The 15,663-nt window shown below is 57.7% G+C and carries 7 protein-coding genes; 3 read left to right on the top strand and 4 right to left on the bottom strand.

Annotation, left to right across the window (positions count from 1 at the left end):
* Positions 1-123: 123 nt before the first annotated feature.
* The gene (locus ACQZQY_RS24400) at positions 124-564 is read right to left on the bottom strand and encodes a winged helix-turn-helix domain-containing protein (RefSeq protein WP_431297445.1); all 441 of its coding nucleotides are present in this window, start codon (positions 562-564) and stop codon (positions 124-126) included.
* Positions 565-894: 330 nt separating this feature from the next.
* On the bottom strand, positions 895-1,809 hold the full coding sequence (locus ACQZQY_RS24395) for a LysR family transcriptional regulator (RefSeq protein WP_431297444.1): 915 nt from the start codon (positions 1,807-1,809) through the stop codon (positions 895-897).
* Positions 1,810-1,941: 132 nt separating this feature from the next.
* Between ACQZQY_RS24395 and ACQZQY_RS24390 the strand changes: the two genes are divergently transcribed.
* Both ACQZQY_RS24390 and ACQZQY_RS24385 read left to right on the top strand, forming a co-directional pair.
* Entirely contained in the window at positions 1,942-3,363 is a 1,422-nt protein-coding gene (locus tag ACQZQY_RS24390; RefSeq protein ID WP_431297443.1) for an MFS transporter, read from the top strand.
* A 29-nt stretch (positions 3,364-3,392) separates the two neighbouring features.
* Positions 3,393-3,632: a DUF1272 domain-containing protein gene (locus tag ACQZQY_RS24385; protein WP_431297442.1), complete on the top strand. Its 240-nt coding sequence runs from the start codon at positions 3,393-3,395 to the stop codon at positions 3,630-3,632.
* A gap of 63 nt (positions 3,633-3,695) precedes the next feature.
* On the opposite strand, the gene ACQZQY_RS24380 is transcribed toward ACQZQY_RS24385, so the two are convergent.
* Positions 3,696-3,881 carry a hypothetical protein gene (locus tag ACQZQY_RS24380; RefSeq protein ID WP_056779822.1) on the bottom strand — a complete coding sequence of 62 codons (186 nt, stop codon included), beginning with the start codon at positions 3,879-3,881 and terminating at the stop codon, positions 3,696-3,698.
* A 179-nt stretch (positions 3,882-4,060) separates the two neighbouring features.
* Here ACQZQY_RS24380 and ACQZQY_RS24375 point away from each other — a divergent pair, with 179 nt between their 5' ends.
* A complete protein-coding gene (locus ACQZQY_RS24375) occupies positions 4,061-4,705 on the top strand; it encodes a hypothetical protein (protein WP_421671224.1) in 645 nt (214 codons plus the stop codon).
* 61 nt (positions 4,706-4,766) lie between these two features.
* Here the strand turns inward: ACQZQY_RS24375 and ACQZQY_RS24370 are convergent, their stop codons facing one another.
* Entirely contained in the window at positions 4,767-15,158 is a 10,392-nt protein-coding gene (locus ACQZQY_RS24370; protein WP_431297441.1) for an autotransporter outer membrane beta-barrel domain-containing protein, read from the bottom strand.
* Between the last annotated feature and the right edge of the window lie 505 nt (positions 15,159-15,663).

Raw genomic sequence — 15,663 nt, 5'->3', positions numbered from 1 at the left:
AGAAAAAATGCATCATGATCCTCATAAATTCAATGCCCTGTTTTTACGGAAATGCTTAAAGCAGCGTCATAACTTACACTATTAAAAAATCCGCACGTTAAATTACCCCTTCGGGAAGACCATTCAGGAAAAATTAAATGCAACAAGTGCCGCTAACATCAAAATACACGCAGAAACAAAAATAAGAACACGCTTTTCTTTCACTACACTCATTTTCATTGAACCGTTCCCTAAATCTTCGATGATCAGCGTCTTGTTAAAGGCCACCCCCTTTTTTGGCACGGTAATAAATAAATCATCGATGCCGATAGTTTTAAGATCTCGCCTGATCAGATACAAGGCCTGGGTCAAACTGGCTTCACTGGTAAATTGACTTCTGTCCCCCCAAATCGCCTGAGACATTTCATTCTTAGTAATAACCTCATCATTAGCATGTAAGAGTATATAGGCGAGGCATTGTGAACGCATACACGTCAGTTTCAGTTTTTTATTGGTATATAATTTTCTTATTTCTTTTGCTGACTCATTGAAGATGTATTTATTATCGATCCTGTAATTTGCCATTGAGTTCCCATCCTTGTGTGTTAATGCGTAGTGAATAACTCCCATATACGCGATGCTATTACATTACCTGTTTTCATTACTATATAAATTTATTTATTATTATATAACCTGTGAGCTGCCCACTCTAAACAGGAGGTATTTAAATCTGACAGGAAGTGTTCTTCACTTTCATCTAAATAAGCATATCACTTAGAGATATTCACCTATACAAATAAAAGAAGGATAAGTACATATATATTATAAATTTAAATATATCGCATATTTATAAATAAGACATTAATACATTACAGACTTAATATTAATCGCAGGAATAATCAACGCGGCCCTTCATCAACAATACCCCGCGTTCTTTACCCTCTCCCGGCAAACACTCAGCGCCAGCTGTCGCAGCCAGCGGTGTGCCGGATCCACTTCTGAACGCGGATGCCACATTTGGGAAATGGTGATTTCGCGGGTTTTCACCGGTAACTCAAAGGCATACAACGGGTCAGATCCGGCGATCAGGAATGACGCCGGGATCAGCGCCACCAGGTCGGAGTGTTGTGCAATCGCCAGCGCGGCGGAAAAGCCTGGCACGACGGCTGCGATTTTCCGTTTCAGCCCGACTTCCGCCAGTGCGTCATCCACCGGGCCATAGGTGTTGTTACGGCGTGAAACCACAACGTGCCCGAACGACACATAATCTTCCGCGCTGATCTGCCTGAGCGCCAGCGGATGATCTTTTCTCACCACTCCCATAAATCTGTCGCGGAACAAGGTCTGTAAGCGAATCTCCGGCCCCATGTCGCCTGGCACACCAATCTCAAGATCAACCCGCCCTTCGCGCAACGCACTTGAGGTTTTTTCCGGTTTTGGCATAAACCGCAAACACACGTCAGGCGCAGCGCTCGCGGCGGCGGCAATCATCGCGGCACCAAATGCCACCACAAAACCATCGTTGGAACGGATCAGAAACGTGCGTTCAAGTCTGGCGATGTTGAAGTCTGCGGAGGAAGGTCGCAACAAGGCGCGTGCTTCAAAGCTGGCGTTTTGGGCGCGCTGGCGTATCTCCTGGGCGTAGGGTGTCAGCACCATAATTCGCCCGGCACGCACCAACAGCGGATCGCCGGTGGTGGCGCGCAACCGGCTGAGCGTGCGGCTCATCGCCGATGCACTTAATCCCAGACGTCGGGCAGCACCGGCTACACTTTCTTCAGCCAGAAGCACATCAAGCGCAATGAGTAAGTTCAGATCGGGTTCATTCATTCCGCCATACTAACGCAGCCGTAAAAAGGAGAGAAGGCGTTTGGTGCAGGTATTAAGTGCAGATGCTGCGTCTTCCGCACTCTGTCGCCGCTGGCTATAGTGACCCGACTACACATAACTGAGAGCACAAGCATGATGGAATTATTCTCCGACAAACCGGGCGACGAAGGATTACCGGGCCGCGAACGCGGGCTGGCGATGGCCGCCGTGATGACCATGGCGACCATGGCGGTGTTTGACGGCTCAATGGTGAATATCGCACTGCCGCAGATTGCCAGAGAGATGGGTATCTCAGCGGGGGCGGCGGTGTGGGTGTCGAACGGTTATCTGTTGTCGGCGTCCATGACGCTGGCGATTTTCGCCGCGCTCGCCAGCCACATAGGTTACCGGTCGCTGTTTGCCGCGGGCCTGAGCGTGTTTACGCTGGCGTCGGCGGGCTGTGCGCTCTCCGGCTCTCTGGACATGCTGATTATCATGCGTGTGCTTCAGGGTATCGGCGCGGCGGCCACGCTGAGTATCGGCCCGGCGATTTTGCGCTCTGTTTTTCCTAATCGCCTGCTCGGGCGGGTTCTCGGGCTGAACGCCCTGATGATCGCCACCAGTACCGCCGTCGCACCGGTGCTTGGCGGCACTATTTTGTCTACCCTGAGCTGGCAATGGCTTTTCGCGATCAACATACCGCTGGGCATTATTGCGGTGATCCTGACCCTGCGCGTTGTCCCCTCTAACCCGGCGTTGACCCGTCAGCCTTTTGATGTGGCGGGCGCGATATTATCGGCCATTGCGCTGGGGTCGCTTATCATGGCTGCAGACGTCTTCTCGCGTCCGGATAAAGATGACCTGATCATTGCCCTTCTCTATGGCGCGACCGCCATTGTTTCCGGTGTGGCTTTTATCTGGCGTCAGCGCCGTGCGCCAAAACCGCTGCTGCCGCTTGGCATGTTTGCTTCCGGCCCGTTCACGCTGGCGGCCTTGACGTCGCTGGCCTCGTTCATCAGCCAGGGGATCACTTTTGTCGCGCTGCCGTTCCTGTTTCAGAGCGTTTACGGTTACAGCGCGTTTGTTTCAGCCTTGCTTTTCACGCCGTGGCCGCTGGGGATTATTCTGGCCGCGCCGCACGCCGGACGCCTCGCCGACCGCTATCCGGCTGCGATTATTTCAACCGTCGGGCTGGCCATCTTTGCCGCAGGATTACTGTTACTGGCCCGGCTACCTGCGCAACCAGAGGTCTGGGATATCGGCCTGCGCAGCTTCGTTTGCGGCATTGGGTTCGGCTGCTTCCAGAGCCCGAACAACCGTGAAATGCTCTCTAATGCCTCGCGGGAAAACAGCGGTTATGCCTCCGGCGTACTGGCGATCATGCGGACCTTCGGGCAGTGTCTCGGTGCCGCCTGCGTCGGGGTCATTCTGTCAGTCTATGCCGCCACTAACCTGAGCCAGGAAGCCCATGCGGTACACCTAAGTTTGTGGGTGGCGGTGATCGCCACGGTGCTGGCGATGGTGTTAAGCGTAACTCGCTTGCGAAAGACCGCTTCTCACCTGCAAAATGGCTGAAAACCGCCACCCGTAAAAGGATAAATTCTATGCTGGAACTCAGACCTAACTGTGAATGCTGCAATACCGATCTGCCACCTTCCGCTGACGCGAGAATTTGTTCGTTTGAATGCACGTTCTGCGTGCCCTGCGCCGGAGAGAAACTTCACGGGATTTGCCCTAACTGTGGCGGAGAGTTGGTGGCCCGCCCGCGCAGACCCGCCAATAAACTGGCAAATAATCCGGCGTCAATCACGCGCGTTTATAAACCGGCAGGGTGTGCTTCGTAAGAAGAGTAAGAATGAGGGGATAAGTGACGCCGGGCACCTGATGCCCGGCGTTGACTGAAGCGGTCAGTATTCAATGTTTCGCTGCCTGAGCAAAAATTTCAATCTCTTCACTTCAGTTTCTAAATCAATAATGGCGTCCAGCGCCACGTTAATCACCGAACTGATCGGTTTCCCTTTATAGAGGTCTGCTGAGCAAAGTTTTCCATGAGAAGCTTCCAGTAAAATCGAATATGCGTCTTTCTCTGCCATATCAACCTCCCTATTTGAGCAAGCTTTAATATTAGCAAGCTAATGATAACCCTGAAATAGGAATGTTCGGAACGTTCGCAATCCCTGAGAAAGCATGTCATAAACGGTATTCTTACCTCGCGCCCGTCGGCCAAAGGGCGGTTGAGAAATCTATAACATGATAATTAAAAGGGATTTTTATGCCTCGCATCTCGTCTCTGCTTTTCCGATCAGCACTGGTCGGCTCGGTGTTTATGCTTACCGGCTGCCCGCCGCCGCCGGATTTAACCCAGTGGCAGCGTCCCCACTCCACGATAGATGATGCGCGCGTGGCGATGGGGCAATGCGGGGTGCCGCTGCCGGGGCCGGAACCTGATTTTACCGATAACGAATCAGTGCTGTATTACCAGTGCATGGAAGCCAAAGGATTTACCTATAAACATGGTTTTCACATTTGTGATGTCTACCAGGACACACCGGCCTGCCGTGCTAAACAGCTGGGGCGCCCTTTAACGAACCAGGAAATCGAATCGCTGCCTTTTGTCGCAGACAGCGGATTACACCCGATCAAACCCGATTCAGGCACGAGGGAATACGAGCTCATCAGCTGGCGTAAAGCCGGTGCCTCGCTGCATTTTTCCCATTCATCGGAAAATGATGCAATTGCGTTACCGGTGATGTACCAGTGTGGCTATCCGAAACCGCTGGGTTCCCGGCTGGCGATGCCGGACATCGGACACACCAAACAACTGCAGGCATGCATGCTGAAAAATGGCTTCGAACCGAAAAAGAAACTCATGCTGGTGTGCCGTAATTACCCGCAACTGGACGGTTGCAGCAAATAACCGTTCACAACACATAAAAAAGCCGGGGCATTCGCTCCCGGCTTTTTTTCTGCTCAGCGGTTTACCACTGGTATTTCACGCCCACCATCCCCTGATAGCCCTGATAGTTGTTGTCGCCCCAGGTGCTGCTGACTTGTCCCCAGGTCTGCCATTTCTGGCTGATGGAACCGGTCACCCCGGCTTTCACTTCGTAGCGGTTAACCGACGTGGCATTTTCAAAGCGAACCTGATTGAAGTCCACGCTGTCTGATGCCGGTTTGCCGTTGTACCAGTTCACCTCGACGAACGGTTGTGCGCTGTTGAGTTTCACTGTGTTCTGGCGGCTCAGGCGCACACCCATACGGGTTCTGATGCCGTCGTCGCTGTTGGCGTTGATGCGGGTGCCGTTTTGTTCGGTATGTCCGTCGGTTTCGTAGTGACTGTAGACCAATTGTGCCTGAGGCGTGACCACCCAGCGGACTTCATCGGATTGTTTCAGCGCGAAGCCGTAACCGGTTTCGAGCGAGACATCTGTCCCCTGACTGTCGTAAGACTCCTGCGGCAGGCTGTCGCCGTTGACGTCATTTTTGTACCAGGCGTGCTGGATCCAGCTGTCTACATACGCGCCGCTGACGCGGTCGGCCTGCGCGTACCAGGTGCCGTAAGCGCCGATGCTGTAACCGTTAACCTGCCCTTTGGCCTCGTAGCTGCTGTTTTTCACGCTGGCGTTGCTGCTGGAATGCCCGTACCCCGCCATCAGACCGGCATTGATCTGGTCGCCGTTGACGCCGTCGAGCTGATACAAATCGCTGCCGAGCTGCACCAGCGTGGTGTGGGTTTTCTCATCGTACAACCCGCCGTTGCTCTTCTGTTTGGTGTAATCGCCCCCCAGACGGACCCAGCCTTTGGCCGTGTCGGTATCCTGACTGCTGCGCGCCGCGCCCGAACGGTCATACAGCGTGTGCAGGAACATGTTCTGTGCCGCCCGCTGGTTAGCCAGATAGGCACCCGGCTCAGGACGATAGGTGTTGGAAGACGGCGTCGGTGTTGGCGGTTCCGGCGTCGGTGGCTCTGGCGGCTGCGGTCCGGTAGTCCCGGATTGCAGATACCAGTCGCCGTTGGCGCTGTTTTTCACCAGCTGATACTCATACGCGCCCGCCACCGCACGGCCATTCAGGCTGAACACCCCGTTCGATTGCCCGCCGACATCCACCACCTGGATCCCGGTACTGGTCTGCGCGCCGCTGCCTCCGGCATTTTTCACCGTCACCTGCGTGGTGCCGGACGTATCGCCCGCCACCACCAGTTTATCCGTCACCGAGTTATCGCCACCGAGCACGGTTTGCAGTGCCAGCACGCCGCCCCCGATGTAATTGCCGCCGACCGTTAAGGTATTGCCGACCGCGCCGCCTGCCAGTTGCAACAGCCCGCTGTTGGTCAGATTACCGCTCAGGTTCAGCACGCTGGCTGCCGCCGAGCCGTAAGCTGAGAGGCTGTTAAGCGCGGCAACGGTTCCGCTGTTGGTGACATTGCCGCTCACGGTGCCGTCGCCGGAAAGCGTTGCGCCCGAAGCCACGCTGACCTCACCGGCCCCGTCCGCCCCCAGTTTTGCCCCGGCCTGCGTGCCGTTACCGACGATCAGCGCTCCGCTGTTGATCGCCGTGGTGCCGGAATAGGCAGGCTGGTAAACCGTCAGAGCGCCTGCGCCCGTTTTCAGTAAACCGCCGCTGCCGGTCACGCTGTTGGCAAGCGTCATGTCGGCGGCATTGTCGATCTGCAACAAACCGTTGTCGGTGATGCCCGCCGTGCCGAGATTTGCTGCCTGCGAGGCGACCAGCGTGGCGTCATTGCCGACGGTGAAATTACCGTTAAAGGCGCTGTTATCCGCCCCGAGGCTGATCACTTCACTGCTGAGAAGCCGTACGGAACCCGCACCCGTCAGCACATTATCCAGCGAGCCGCTGGCGGTCTGGCCGTTGAAGGTGTCGAACGTCAGCAGGTCGTTGGCGGCATCCATGGTGATGCTGCCGGTGCCCAGACCCTGCACGTTGTTAAGGCGCACTTCCGAGCCGCCGGTGATAAGCGTAGCCGCCGACAGGTTCGGATTCGCGCCATCAACGGTCAGCACGCTCGGGTCAACGATCAGCTGGCCGCTGCCGGTCAGACGCCCGGTGACGGTGCCACCGTTGGTATCGCCCGCCGTACGCTGGCTGTCGGTGATGGTCAGGGTACCGCCGTTGAGATTCACCGTGGTACCGGCCGCGCTGTTCAGTGCGCCGATGCTCTGCGTTCTGCCGTTCAGATCCAGCTGACTGGTGCCCAGCAGATCCACCGCAGAGGTGTTGCCCAGCGTGTGATCAAAGCCCAGACGCAGGGTGCCGTTGGTGACCGTGGTCTTGCCGGTGTAATCGTTACGCGGGTTGTTGAGCGTGGCGGTTGTCACCACGTCCACGTTCAGCCCACCCGCGCCGGTGATCAGCGCGTGCATCTCGTTACCGCCCAGCGGCGCGCTGGCATCCTGCACCAGAGAAACCTGCTGGCCTGCCAGCAAATCGAGTTTCACCAGGCCGGAGTAGAGGAACAGGCCGGTCTGCCCTTGCAGATTGCTGCCGGTGAGGCCGTAGTTGTAGGTACCGATCCCCACCACGTTGCCGAACTGCGACACATCGGCGGTGGTCGGTGCCAGCACATTACCCAGGGCATCGGTCAGCGTCAGGTTGGCAGAAGAGCCGGTATTGCCCTGCGAGAGGATCAGCGGATCGCCAATGATGTCATCCTGCTGAAGCAGAGGTTCGCCGATGGCGTTGGCCGGATCAGGCTGCGTTTCCAGCCCGGCAACCCGAATTTCACCGCCGTTCAGCGCCAGCTGGTTGGTGGTGATCAGCGTGTTGGTGAGCACGTCAAACGCAGCAGTACCGCCGTTTAGCGCCAGATTACCGATGGCCTGCGTCCCCGCACCGACTACGATATTGGCCGACTGGTTTTGCAGCGTGGCGCTGGTCAGTGCCTGCGTGTCCGTGCCGGACAAGGTAAATGCGCCCTGCCCGAGATTCACCAGCCCGGCGAAGGCCGTGCCGCTGTCCGCGCCGAAGGAGAAGCGGTCAACCGCTGTCGCCATCGCAACGTTCATCGCGCCCTGCCCGGTCAGCGCATTATCAAATACAACATCGCCGCTTGCCGGTGCCACGTTAAGCGTGCCGTTGAGCATCACACTGCCCGCACCAAGATTTTGTTCAGCCGCGACGGTGGAAGTGCTGCCGGAGGCCAGATCCCACACGCCGGTAAATCCGCTGTTATCGCCGCTGATGACGAGATCGGTGGCTGAAATCTGGTTGGTGCCGCTGCCGGTGATCGCGCTGCTCAGGGTGTTACCTGCACCGCTGAGGGTCAGTAACCCGCTGTTATCGATGGCATTGCTGAAATTACCGCCGGTCAGATTGACTGCCAGCGTGCCCGGTGCAGCGATGGTCGCCGTGCCCGTGCCTGCACCCTGCGCGTCGGTCAGCGTCAGTGTGCCCGCGCTGACGGTAGTGCCGCCGGTGTAGGTGTTGCTGCTGCCAATGGACAGGTTGCCGGTGCCCGATTTCTCGAGCGTACCGCCGCCGCTGACCACGTTGTTGAATGTCCAGTCGGTGGCGCTGTCGAGCACCAGCGCGCCGTCGTTGCTGATGGCGGCGGTGCCCAGATGTTGCGCCGTGCCTGCCGTCAGGCTGCTGTTGATATCAGTCGTGAAAGTGCCGCCAAACCCGCTGTTATCGCCGGAAAGCGTCACCGCCGACGCGCCCTGGATCCCGACCACGCCGTTACCACTGAGCGTATTCGCCAGCGTGCCGGTTGCGCCGTCAAGCTGAACGCCGGTGGTGGTGCCGTTGAGACTGATACTGCCGGTGCCGAGCGCCGCCACGTCGCTGAGCAGCGCCTGTGCGGTATTATTGAGGATCACCGCCGCACTCAGGCCGCTGTTCGCGCCGTTCACCGTCAGGGTGCCGTCGTTGACCGTCAGATTACCGGCGCCGGACAGCGTGCCGTCACTCTGGCCGCCCTGGCTTAGGGTCAGGTTGCCGCCGTTAACGTTCAGCGTGGACCCGCTCGCCCCGCTCAGGCTGCCGATTGTCTGGGTTTTGCCGTTGAGATCGAACCCGGTGGTGCCCTGCAATAACAGCTCAGAGGTCGCGCCGAGGGCATTATCACTGCCCGCCACCAGCGTACCGCCGCTGACCGTGGTGGTGCCGGTATAGCTGTTGCCGGCGTTGCTGAGAGTCAGCGTCTGGCCGGCAGAGGCACTGCCGTTGACGTCGAGATTACCGCTGCCGGTCAGCAGTGCGTTGAGCACCGCGCCGGAAGACGCCGAGCCGCTGTCCGTTGCCAGATGCAACGTCTGGCCGTTCAGCAGATCCAGCCCTTTCAGGCCGTAACCGAGATACAGGCCGTCGTTGTTCGCCCCGGTGGAGAGCATGAAATCATAGCTGCCGTTGGCAACCGTGGTGCCGCCTTCGGTGATCGCCAGCGTCTGCGGATTATTCACCACCTGCCCGGCGCTGTCGGTCAGCGTCAGCGAGGAGGCATCACCGGTCACTGTGCCACCCGCGGCGATCAGCTGAGACTGGATCTCACCGTCATCCTGCGCCAGCAGGTTGACGCCTGGCGAAGGCACCGGATTAGGCAGCCCGCTGGTCACCGGCACATCCACCTGCACGGTGCCGCTGGTGAGCGTCAGGTCGGTGACATTCACAATGCCGAGCGGCGATCCCGGCGGTGTCTGGCCGCTCCAGGCCAGGGTGCCGCCGTTAAGGGTTAAATTACCGATGGTTTGATCTGCTGGGGCCACGGTGGTGACGTTGCCCGCATCAAGCTGCAATGTCGCCTGTGTCAGCGCCGTGGTGTTATCACCGGAAAGTGAGAACTGGCCCTGACCTAATTCGACCGTGCCGGTAAAGGCGCTGCCGGTCGCTGCGCCGAACGCGAAGGTATCAGTGGCGGCAGCCAGATTCGCCAGCAGCGTACCGTTACCGGTCAGCGCCTGGGTGAAGGTGTAATTGCCGCCGTTCGGCGCATCGATATGTAAAGAGCCTGGTGAGGCGACAGACACACCGCCGGTGCCGAGCGCGCCGTCACCGGTCAGACGCAGCGCACCGAACACGTTGGTACCGCCGGTGTAAGTGTTCGCACCGGTTAAGGTCGCCGTGCCCGCGCCGAGCGCATCCACCCTGCCGCTGCCGCTGATCAGACCCGCGACGGTGAAATCATTGCTGCGGGTCAGTGCCAGGATGCCGTTGTTAGTGATATCCCCCACAATGCTGCCGGTGGTGGTGCCACGGCCCAGGGAGAGCGTTGACGCGGTGTTAATGGTGGTGCCGCCGGTATAAGTGTTCTCGCCGGTCACGTCGATAATGCCCTGCGTGGTCAGGTGGCCGGTGCCGTCGATCACGCCAGCGAGATTCACCCCTGCGGTAGCGATAATGGTGCCGCCATCGGTGCCCAACGTGATGTTGTGGTCAAATTCCCCCGGTACACCAATATCAAATGCTGCGTTGTTGTTGATGGTCACACCGCCGGAAGACGCGCCAAGTGCGCCTTCATTGAAGATACTGAGTCGCCCGGCATTGATCACCGTTCCGCCTGAATAGGTATTCACCCCGGCCAGCGTCAGCGTGCCGGTGCCTTCTTTCACCAGACCGCCGGTGCCGCTGATGACCCCGCTCAGCCCGAAATCGCTATTGTTCTGCAGGGTGAGTGTGGCGCTGCCGAGCGTGATGTCGCCGCTGCCGCCGATGTTCTGCACCTGCTGATCAAAATCATTGAGATCGAACGTCGTTCCGCTGCTGAGCGCTAACGCACTGCTGTCAGCCAGCGCGTTGGCGATGCCGGTTTGTAACGTGCCGCCGGTTAAATGCGTGGCACCGGTGTAGGTATTCACCGCAGAAAGCGTCAGCGTACCGGTGCCCGCTTTGGTCAGCGATTTTCCGTCCCACAACGTGCCATTCGCCGCCTGATCGGCCAGCACCACGTCAACGTCAAAGGTATTGGCGTCCGTCAGGGTAAAGGTCCCGGAGGAAAGCGGTGCGACGGCATTCCATGCCAGCGAACTGCCGATGCTGTAATCCAGACCGTCGGTGGATTTTTTCGCGTCGTTGATGATGTAATCCGCGCTGCCCGCCCCCACGCCCACCACTGAACCGAAATCACCGGTGATGCCATCCGTGGTGTGAATGACCACGGTGCGCGCACCGTCCAGATCGCTGGCTTTCGCCACCGGACCGCTGGTGTAGCCGGAGATATTCAGCACCGAACTGGTGGCGTTGAGCGTGGCATCGGTGGCAGTCAGCAACGGTGCCGTGCCGCCCAGCGTCACATCCAGCGTGCCGTCGATGACCGCGCTGCCGCTGGCCGTCGTCTGGGCATTTGCATCCAGCTGTAAGGTTGCGCCGCTGTCGATATTCAGACCCGCCACGTTTAACATGCCGTTTTGGGTCAGATGCAGCGTGCCGGCGCTGACGCTGGTGTCCCCGACCGAGTTGGTCAGGCCGGACAGCGTCAGTACGCCGGTACCGGTTTTGGTCAGTCCGCCGGTGCCGGTGAGTTGCCCGTCAAACGTCGTATCGTTATTGTTTTGCGCCGAGAGCGTGCCGGTGCCCAGCGTGATAATCCCCGCGCCGCTCAGATCCTGTACCAGCTGATTGAAATTATTCAGTGCCAGCGTGGCACCCGAGGCGACGGTGACAGTGTCACTGGTGGCAATCGCGTTCTCAATGCCCGTGGTCAGCGTACCGGCCTGCACAGTCGTCCCGCCGGTGTAAGTGTTGGCGGCAGACAGCGTGAGGTTGCCTGCGCCGAGTTTGGTCAGCGATGTGCCGTCCCAGCCGGTGCTGCTGGCGCCCTGATCGGCCAGCACCACGTCTGCGTCAAAGGTGTCGCTGGCGTCTGTCAGCGTAAAATTGCCGGAAGCGAGCGTCGGCCCGGCATTCCAGGTCAGCTCGCTGCCCACGCTGTAGCTGTTGCCGTCGGCGGATTTACGCGCGCTGTTGATGATGTAGTCAACATCGCTCGCCGTGATACCGCTGACCGTGGCGAAGTCGCCTGTGATACCGCCGGTGGTCTGAATGATCACCGTACGCGCCCCGTTCAGATCACTGGCTTTGGTGGCCGCCAGCGGCGTAAAGCCGGTGACCGTCAGCGCGGCATTGCTGCCCAGAGTGGCGTCTGCGGCGGTGAGCATCGGTGCGCTGCCGCCGAGGGTGACATCCAGCGTCCCGTTCACGGTCGAGGTGCCGGTGGTGGCGATAAGTGCATTGCTGTCGAGCTGCGCCGTGGCACCGGTATCGACCAGCAAACTGGCGGCACTGAACGTACCGGTTTGCGTCAGATGCAAAATACCGGCGGCGATGTCCGCCGCACCCACGCTGTTGCCGCTGTTGCTGAGCGTCAGCGTGCCGGTGCCGGTTTTGGTGATGCCGCCGGTGCCGGTGAGAGTGCCGTCAAACGTGGTGTCGTTGTTGTTTTGCGCGGTCAGGGTGCCGGAGCCGAGCGTGACAGCGCCCGCGCCGGTCAGATCCTGTGCCGTCTGGTTAAAATTGTTGAGGGCCAGCGTGGCACCGGTGGCCACATTCACCGAACTGCTGGTGGCAAAGGCGTTGTCGATGCCGGTGGTCAGCGTGCCCGCCTGAATGTCAGTGCTGCCGGTGTAGGTATTCGCCGCCGACAAGGTCAGGTTACCCGCCCCCAGTTTGGTGAGCGATTTGCCGTCCCAGGTGGCACCGTTGGCGGTTTCATCGCCCAGCGCCACGTCAACGTTAAACGCATCGCCCGCATCGGTCAGGGTGAAATTGCCGGTCGCCTGTGCCGTGCCGGAGGTCCAGGCCAGCTCGCTGCCCAGGCTGTAGGTTTTGCTGTCCGCCGAGAGTTTGGCGTCATTGAAGTAATAATCTACGCCGCTCGGCGTCAGGCCGGTGACCGTGGCGAAATCCCCGGTAATGCCGTTTGTGGTCTGGATGATCACGGTGCGCGCCGCGCTCAGATCGCTGGCTTTGGTGGCGGCGGCCGGGGTAAAACCGGTGACACTGAGCGCTGAGCCGCTGCCCAGCGTGGCGGTATCCGAATTGATTTTGGCCGTAGAGCCACCGAGCGTCACATCCAGCGTGCCTTCAATATCTGTTGCGCCCGTGGAAACCACCTGCGCCGTGCTGGCAAGCTGCGCCGTCGCGCCGGTGTTCACCGTCAGGCCGGTCGTGGCGAAATCACCAATTTGGGCAAAGTGCAGCGTGCCCGCGTTGACCGAGGTCGCGCCGACCGAGTTAGTCAGGCCGGACAGCGTCAGCACGCCGGTACCGGTTTTGATGAGATCGCCGGTGCCGCTGATTTTACCGGTGAACAGGGTGTCCGCCGTGTTTTGCGCCGTCAGGTCACCCGACCCCATGGTGATGGTGCCCGCCCCGGTCAGATCCTGTAAGACCTGATCGAAACTCTTCATGCCAAGCGTGGTATTCACGTCAACTTCGACCGATTTGCTGGCGGCAATGGCGTCAGCCACGCCCAGGTTGATCGTCCCGCCGGAGATTTTTGTACTGCCCAGGTATGTGTTTACGCCATCAAGCGCCAGAATGCCGGTACTGGTTTTCAACAGGCTGCCCGAGCCACCAAGCGCACCGTTGACCGTCCCCGCGCCCACTTGCAGCGTGGTGCCCGCGTCGGTGATGTTGACGATACTGTTTGCGGCGGAGCTGAGCGCCGTGACCACATGGGTATTGGCACCGTTGAAATTGAGCGTTTGCGGCCCGGTCACTGACCAGGAGGCCTGCCCCAGTGGCGTATTGACGTCCACAATGTAAGCATCACCGTTGAGGCTCATCGTACCGGTGTAATTATTTGCAGTGCCATTAAACGACAGGCCGAGCGACTCCGGCGTGTTGTTCTCGGACATGTTGATACTGAAAGTACCGGAACCGGTCAGGTTGCCGTTCATCGCCAGCGTATGGGCACCGTTATCCGCGACATAGTTCAGCGAACTGGTGTTAGACGCGTTGATGTCGCCGTCGAAAATAATGTTCGCCGCAGCAAACTGATCAAATTGCAACGTCGAGTTTGAAAGAGCGATGGGTGCGGTGAGGTTGCCGAAGAGGTAACTCACGTCCGCTGGCAGCGCCGTGGCCTGCGAGCCGTACATGCGCAAGGTGGACGCTTCCAGCGACAGCCCGCTGGCGGAGAAATTGTAGTTGGTAAACGTCGAGGTATCGCCCAGCTGGAGGATCGCGCCGTTGGTGACGCTGATGGCACCGCTGCCGAGCGCATCAGTAGCGCCCATACCGTTAAGCGTGCCGGAAGTGACCTGGGTACCGCCGCTCCAGGTGCCGATACTGGCAAGATTTGTTATGCCCGAGCCTGCCTGAACCACGCTACCGTTACCGTTGATATTTCCACTGAAGGTGCTGGCAATAGCGCGGTTAAACGTCAGGGTGCCGTTGTTGATGACGTCGTCGTTCAGGCTGCCCGTCAGACCACCGTTACCGATCTGCAGTGAGGCGCCGTTGGCAATGGTTGTTCCGCCCGACCCCGAGTTGCTTAAGCTGCCGGTCACCACCACATTGCCGCTTTGCAGCTGGATCGCACCGGCGACCGGTAAGGTCCCGGAGATATCCCAGGTTTTACCCGGCGCATTGATATTCAGTAAATTAACCGTATTGTCATTCACGTAATTACTGAAGGTACCGGTATCCAGGCTTCCGCCCAGCAGGTTGATGGAGTTATTGACCTGATTCACATCAAACTGAATATCACCGGTAATGGCCGAGCTGGTATTAAGATTAAGAATATTATTGCTGCCGTAGAGTTTTATCGCCACTCCACCGGTACCCAGAGAGGGGGTTATTGCCCCGGCATTATTGATGGTGACACCATTACCGCTGGCCGAACCCTGAATAACGGTATGATAGCCCGAAATCGTCGCACCTTCATTGTTGGTGAGGGTAAATCCGCTGCCGAAGTTTGTCAGAGCAAAGTCAGTGTTACTAATGCTGTTACTGGTAATCAGACCATTATTGATAACGGTGAAATTGCTCCCCTCGTTAAAATTAATACCAAAATCGCCCTGGATCGTCCCGTTGTTGGTGATGGTATTGCCGCTGCTTCCGCTGGCAAAATTGAACCCTGATGCGCCGGTGCCGCCTGTTACATTGATGCCGCTGTTGACGATGAACGTACTGCCGGTCACGGTGGCATCAGCGTCAATCGCGTCACCTGACGAGGTGATATCGCTGGTTACCGTAAAATCCGTCCCCAATGCGCTGGTCACCGTACAGGTGACTGTACCGGTATCGCAGCCTGCATCCGCCGAAGGCAAATCGACAGCGTAGGCGTTTTGCATGCCTATCGTGGACGAGATGATGATGATCTTCAGGGCGATATAGAGTTTGTTTAAGGAATAATCTTTTAGCTCACGTTTTCTCTTGTTGGATATAACGGCATGTTGTGTGCTTAGCATAATTCTCTCGCCCTGTTTAAGTTCAGTTGTTATCCATGAGGTTTTAATTTTTTCACGTAATAAAATATATCCCCGCACCCTGCACAGCCCGGCGCGGAATAGATCTGCAACAATTCAGATGCCTGAACGGCATGCGGACATGTCACTAAAAATGATGAGCATCTAAGAAGATTCTTAAGTAATTTGCCTTAAGAGTTATAGCTAAACCGTGAAAGATTGCCAGTCTAAAATACGCATACTGTTCAGTGGGCGTGAATAAATTGATATCAGGAAAATATAATTAGGCGGGAAATGATTTTTATAGATTAAATTTATTAATATCACCTTTATAAAAAACTTATATAAAACTGACACAAACCCGCATCCGCTGCCTCATGTTGAGCGGCAGTGCGTGCGCAGAGCGAAAATGTCTCCATGCAAAGGGCGACCGGGTGAATGTTAAGCGGTGTAACTCTTTCAGAAAGTCGGCGGTGCTGACGCGATTCACTCAGGAATACTCTGCGAT

The sequence above is a fragment of the Rahnella sp. PAMC25559 genome, from assembly GCF_050632365.1.
GTDB classification, from domain to species: domain Bacteria; phylum Pseudomonadota; class Gammaproteobacteria; order Enterobacterales; family Enterobacteriaceae; genus Rahnella; species Rahnella rivi.
The sequence above is the reverse complement of the archived record's forward strand: the minus strand, read 5'-3'. Positions and strand labels throughout refer to the sequence as shown.

What these genes read in the sequence shown, in the direction of transcription:
- ACQZQY_RS24375 (WP_421671224.1), top strand. Translation starts at nt 4,061, where the DNA reads ATGCCTCGCATCTCGTCTCTGCTTTTCCGATCAGCACTGGTCGGCTCG.
- ACQZQY_RS24385 (WP_431297442.1), top strand. Translation starts at nt 3,393, where the DNA reads ATGCTGGAACTCAGACCTAACTGTGAATGCTGCAATACCGATCTGCCA.
- ACQZQY_RS24400 (WP_431297445.1), bottom strand. Translation starts at nt 564, where the DNA reads ATGGCAAATTACAGGATCGATAATAAATACATCTTCAATGAGTCAGCA.
- ACQZQY_RS24380 (WP_056779822.1), bottom strand. Translation starts at nt 3,881, where the DNA reads ATGGCAGAGAAAGACGCATATTCGATTTTACTGGAAGCTTCTCATGGA.
- ACQZQY_RS24370 (WP_431297441.1), bottom strand. Translation starts at nt 15,158, where the DNA reads ATGCTAAGCACACAACATGCCGTTATATCCAACAAGAGAAAACGTGAG.
- ACQZQY_RS24395 (WP_431297444.1), bottom strand. Translation starts at nt 1,809, where the DNA reads ATGAATGAACCCGATCTGAACTTACTCATTGCGCTTGATGTGCTTCTG.
- ACQZQY_RS24390 (WP_431297443.1), top strand. Translation starts at nt 1,942, where the DNA reads ATGATGGAATTATTCTCCGACAAACCGGGCGACGAAGGATTACCGGGC.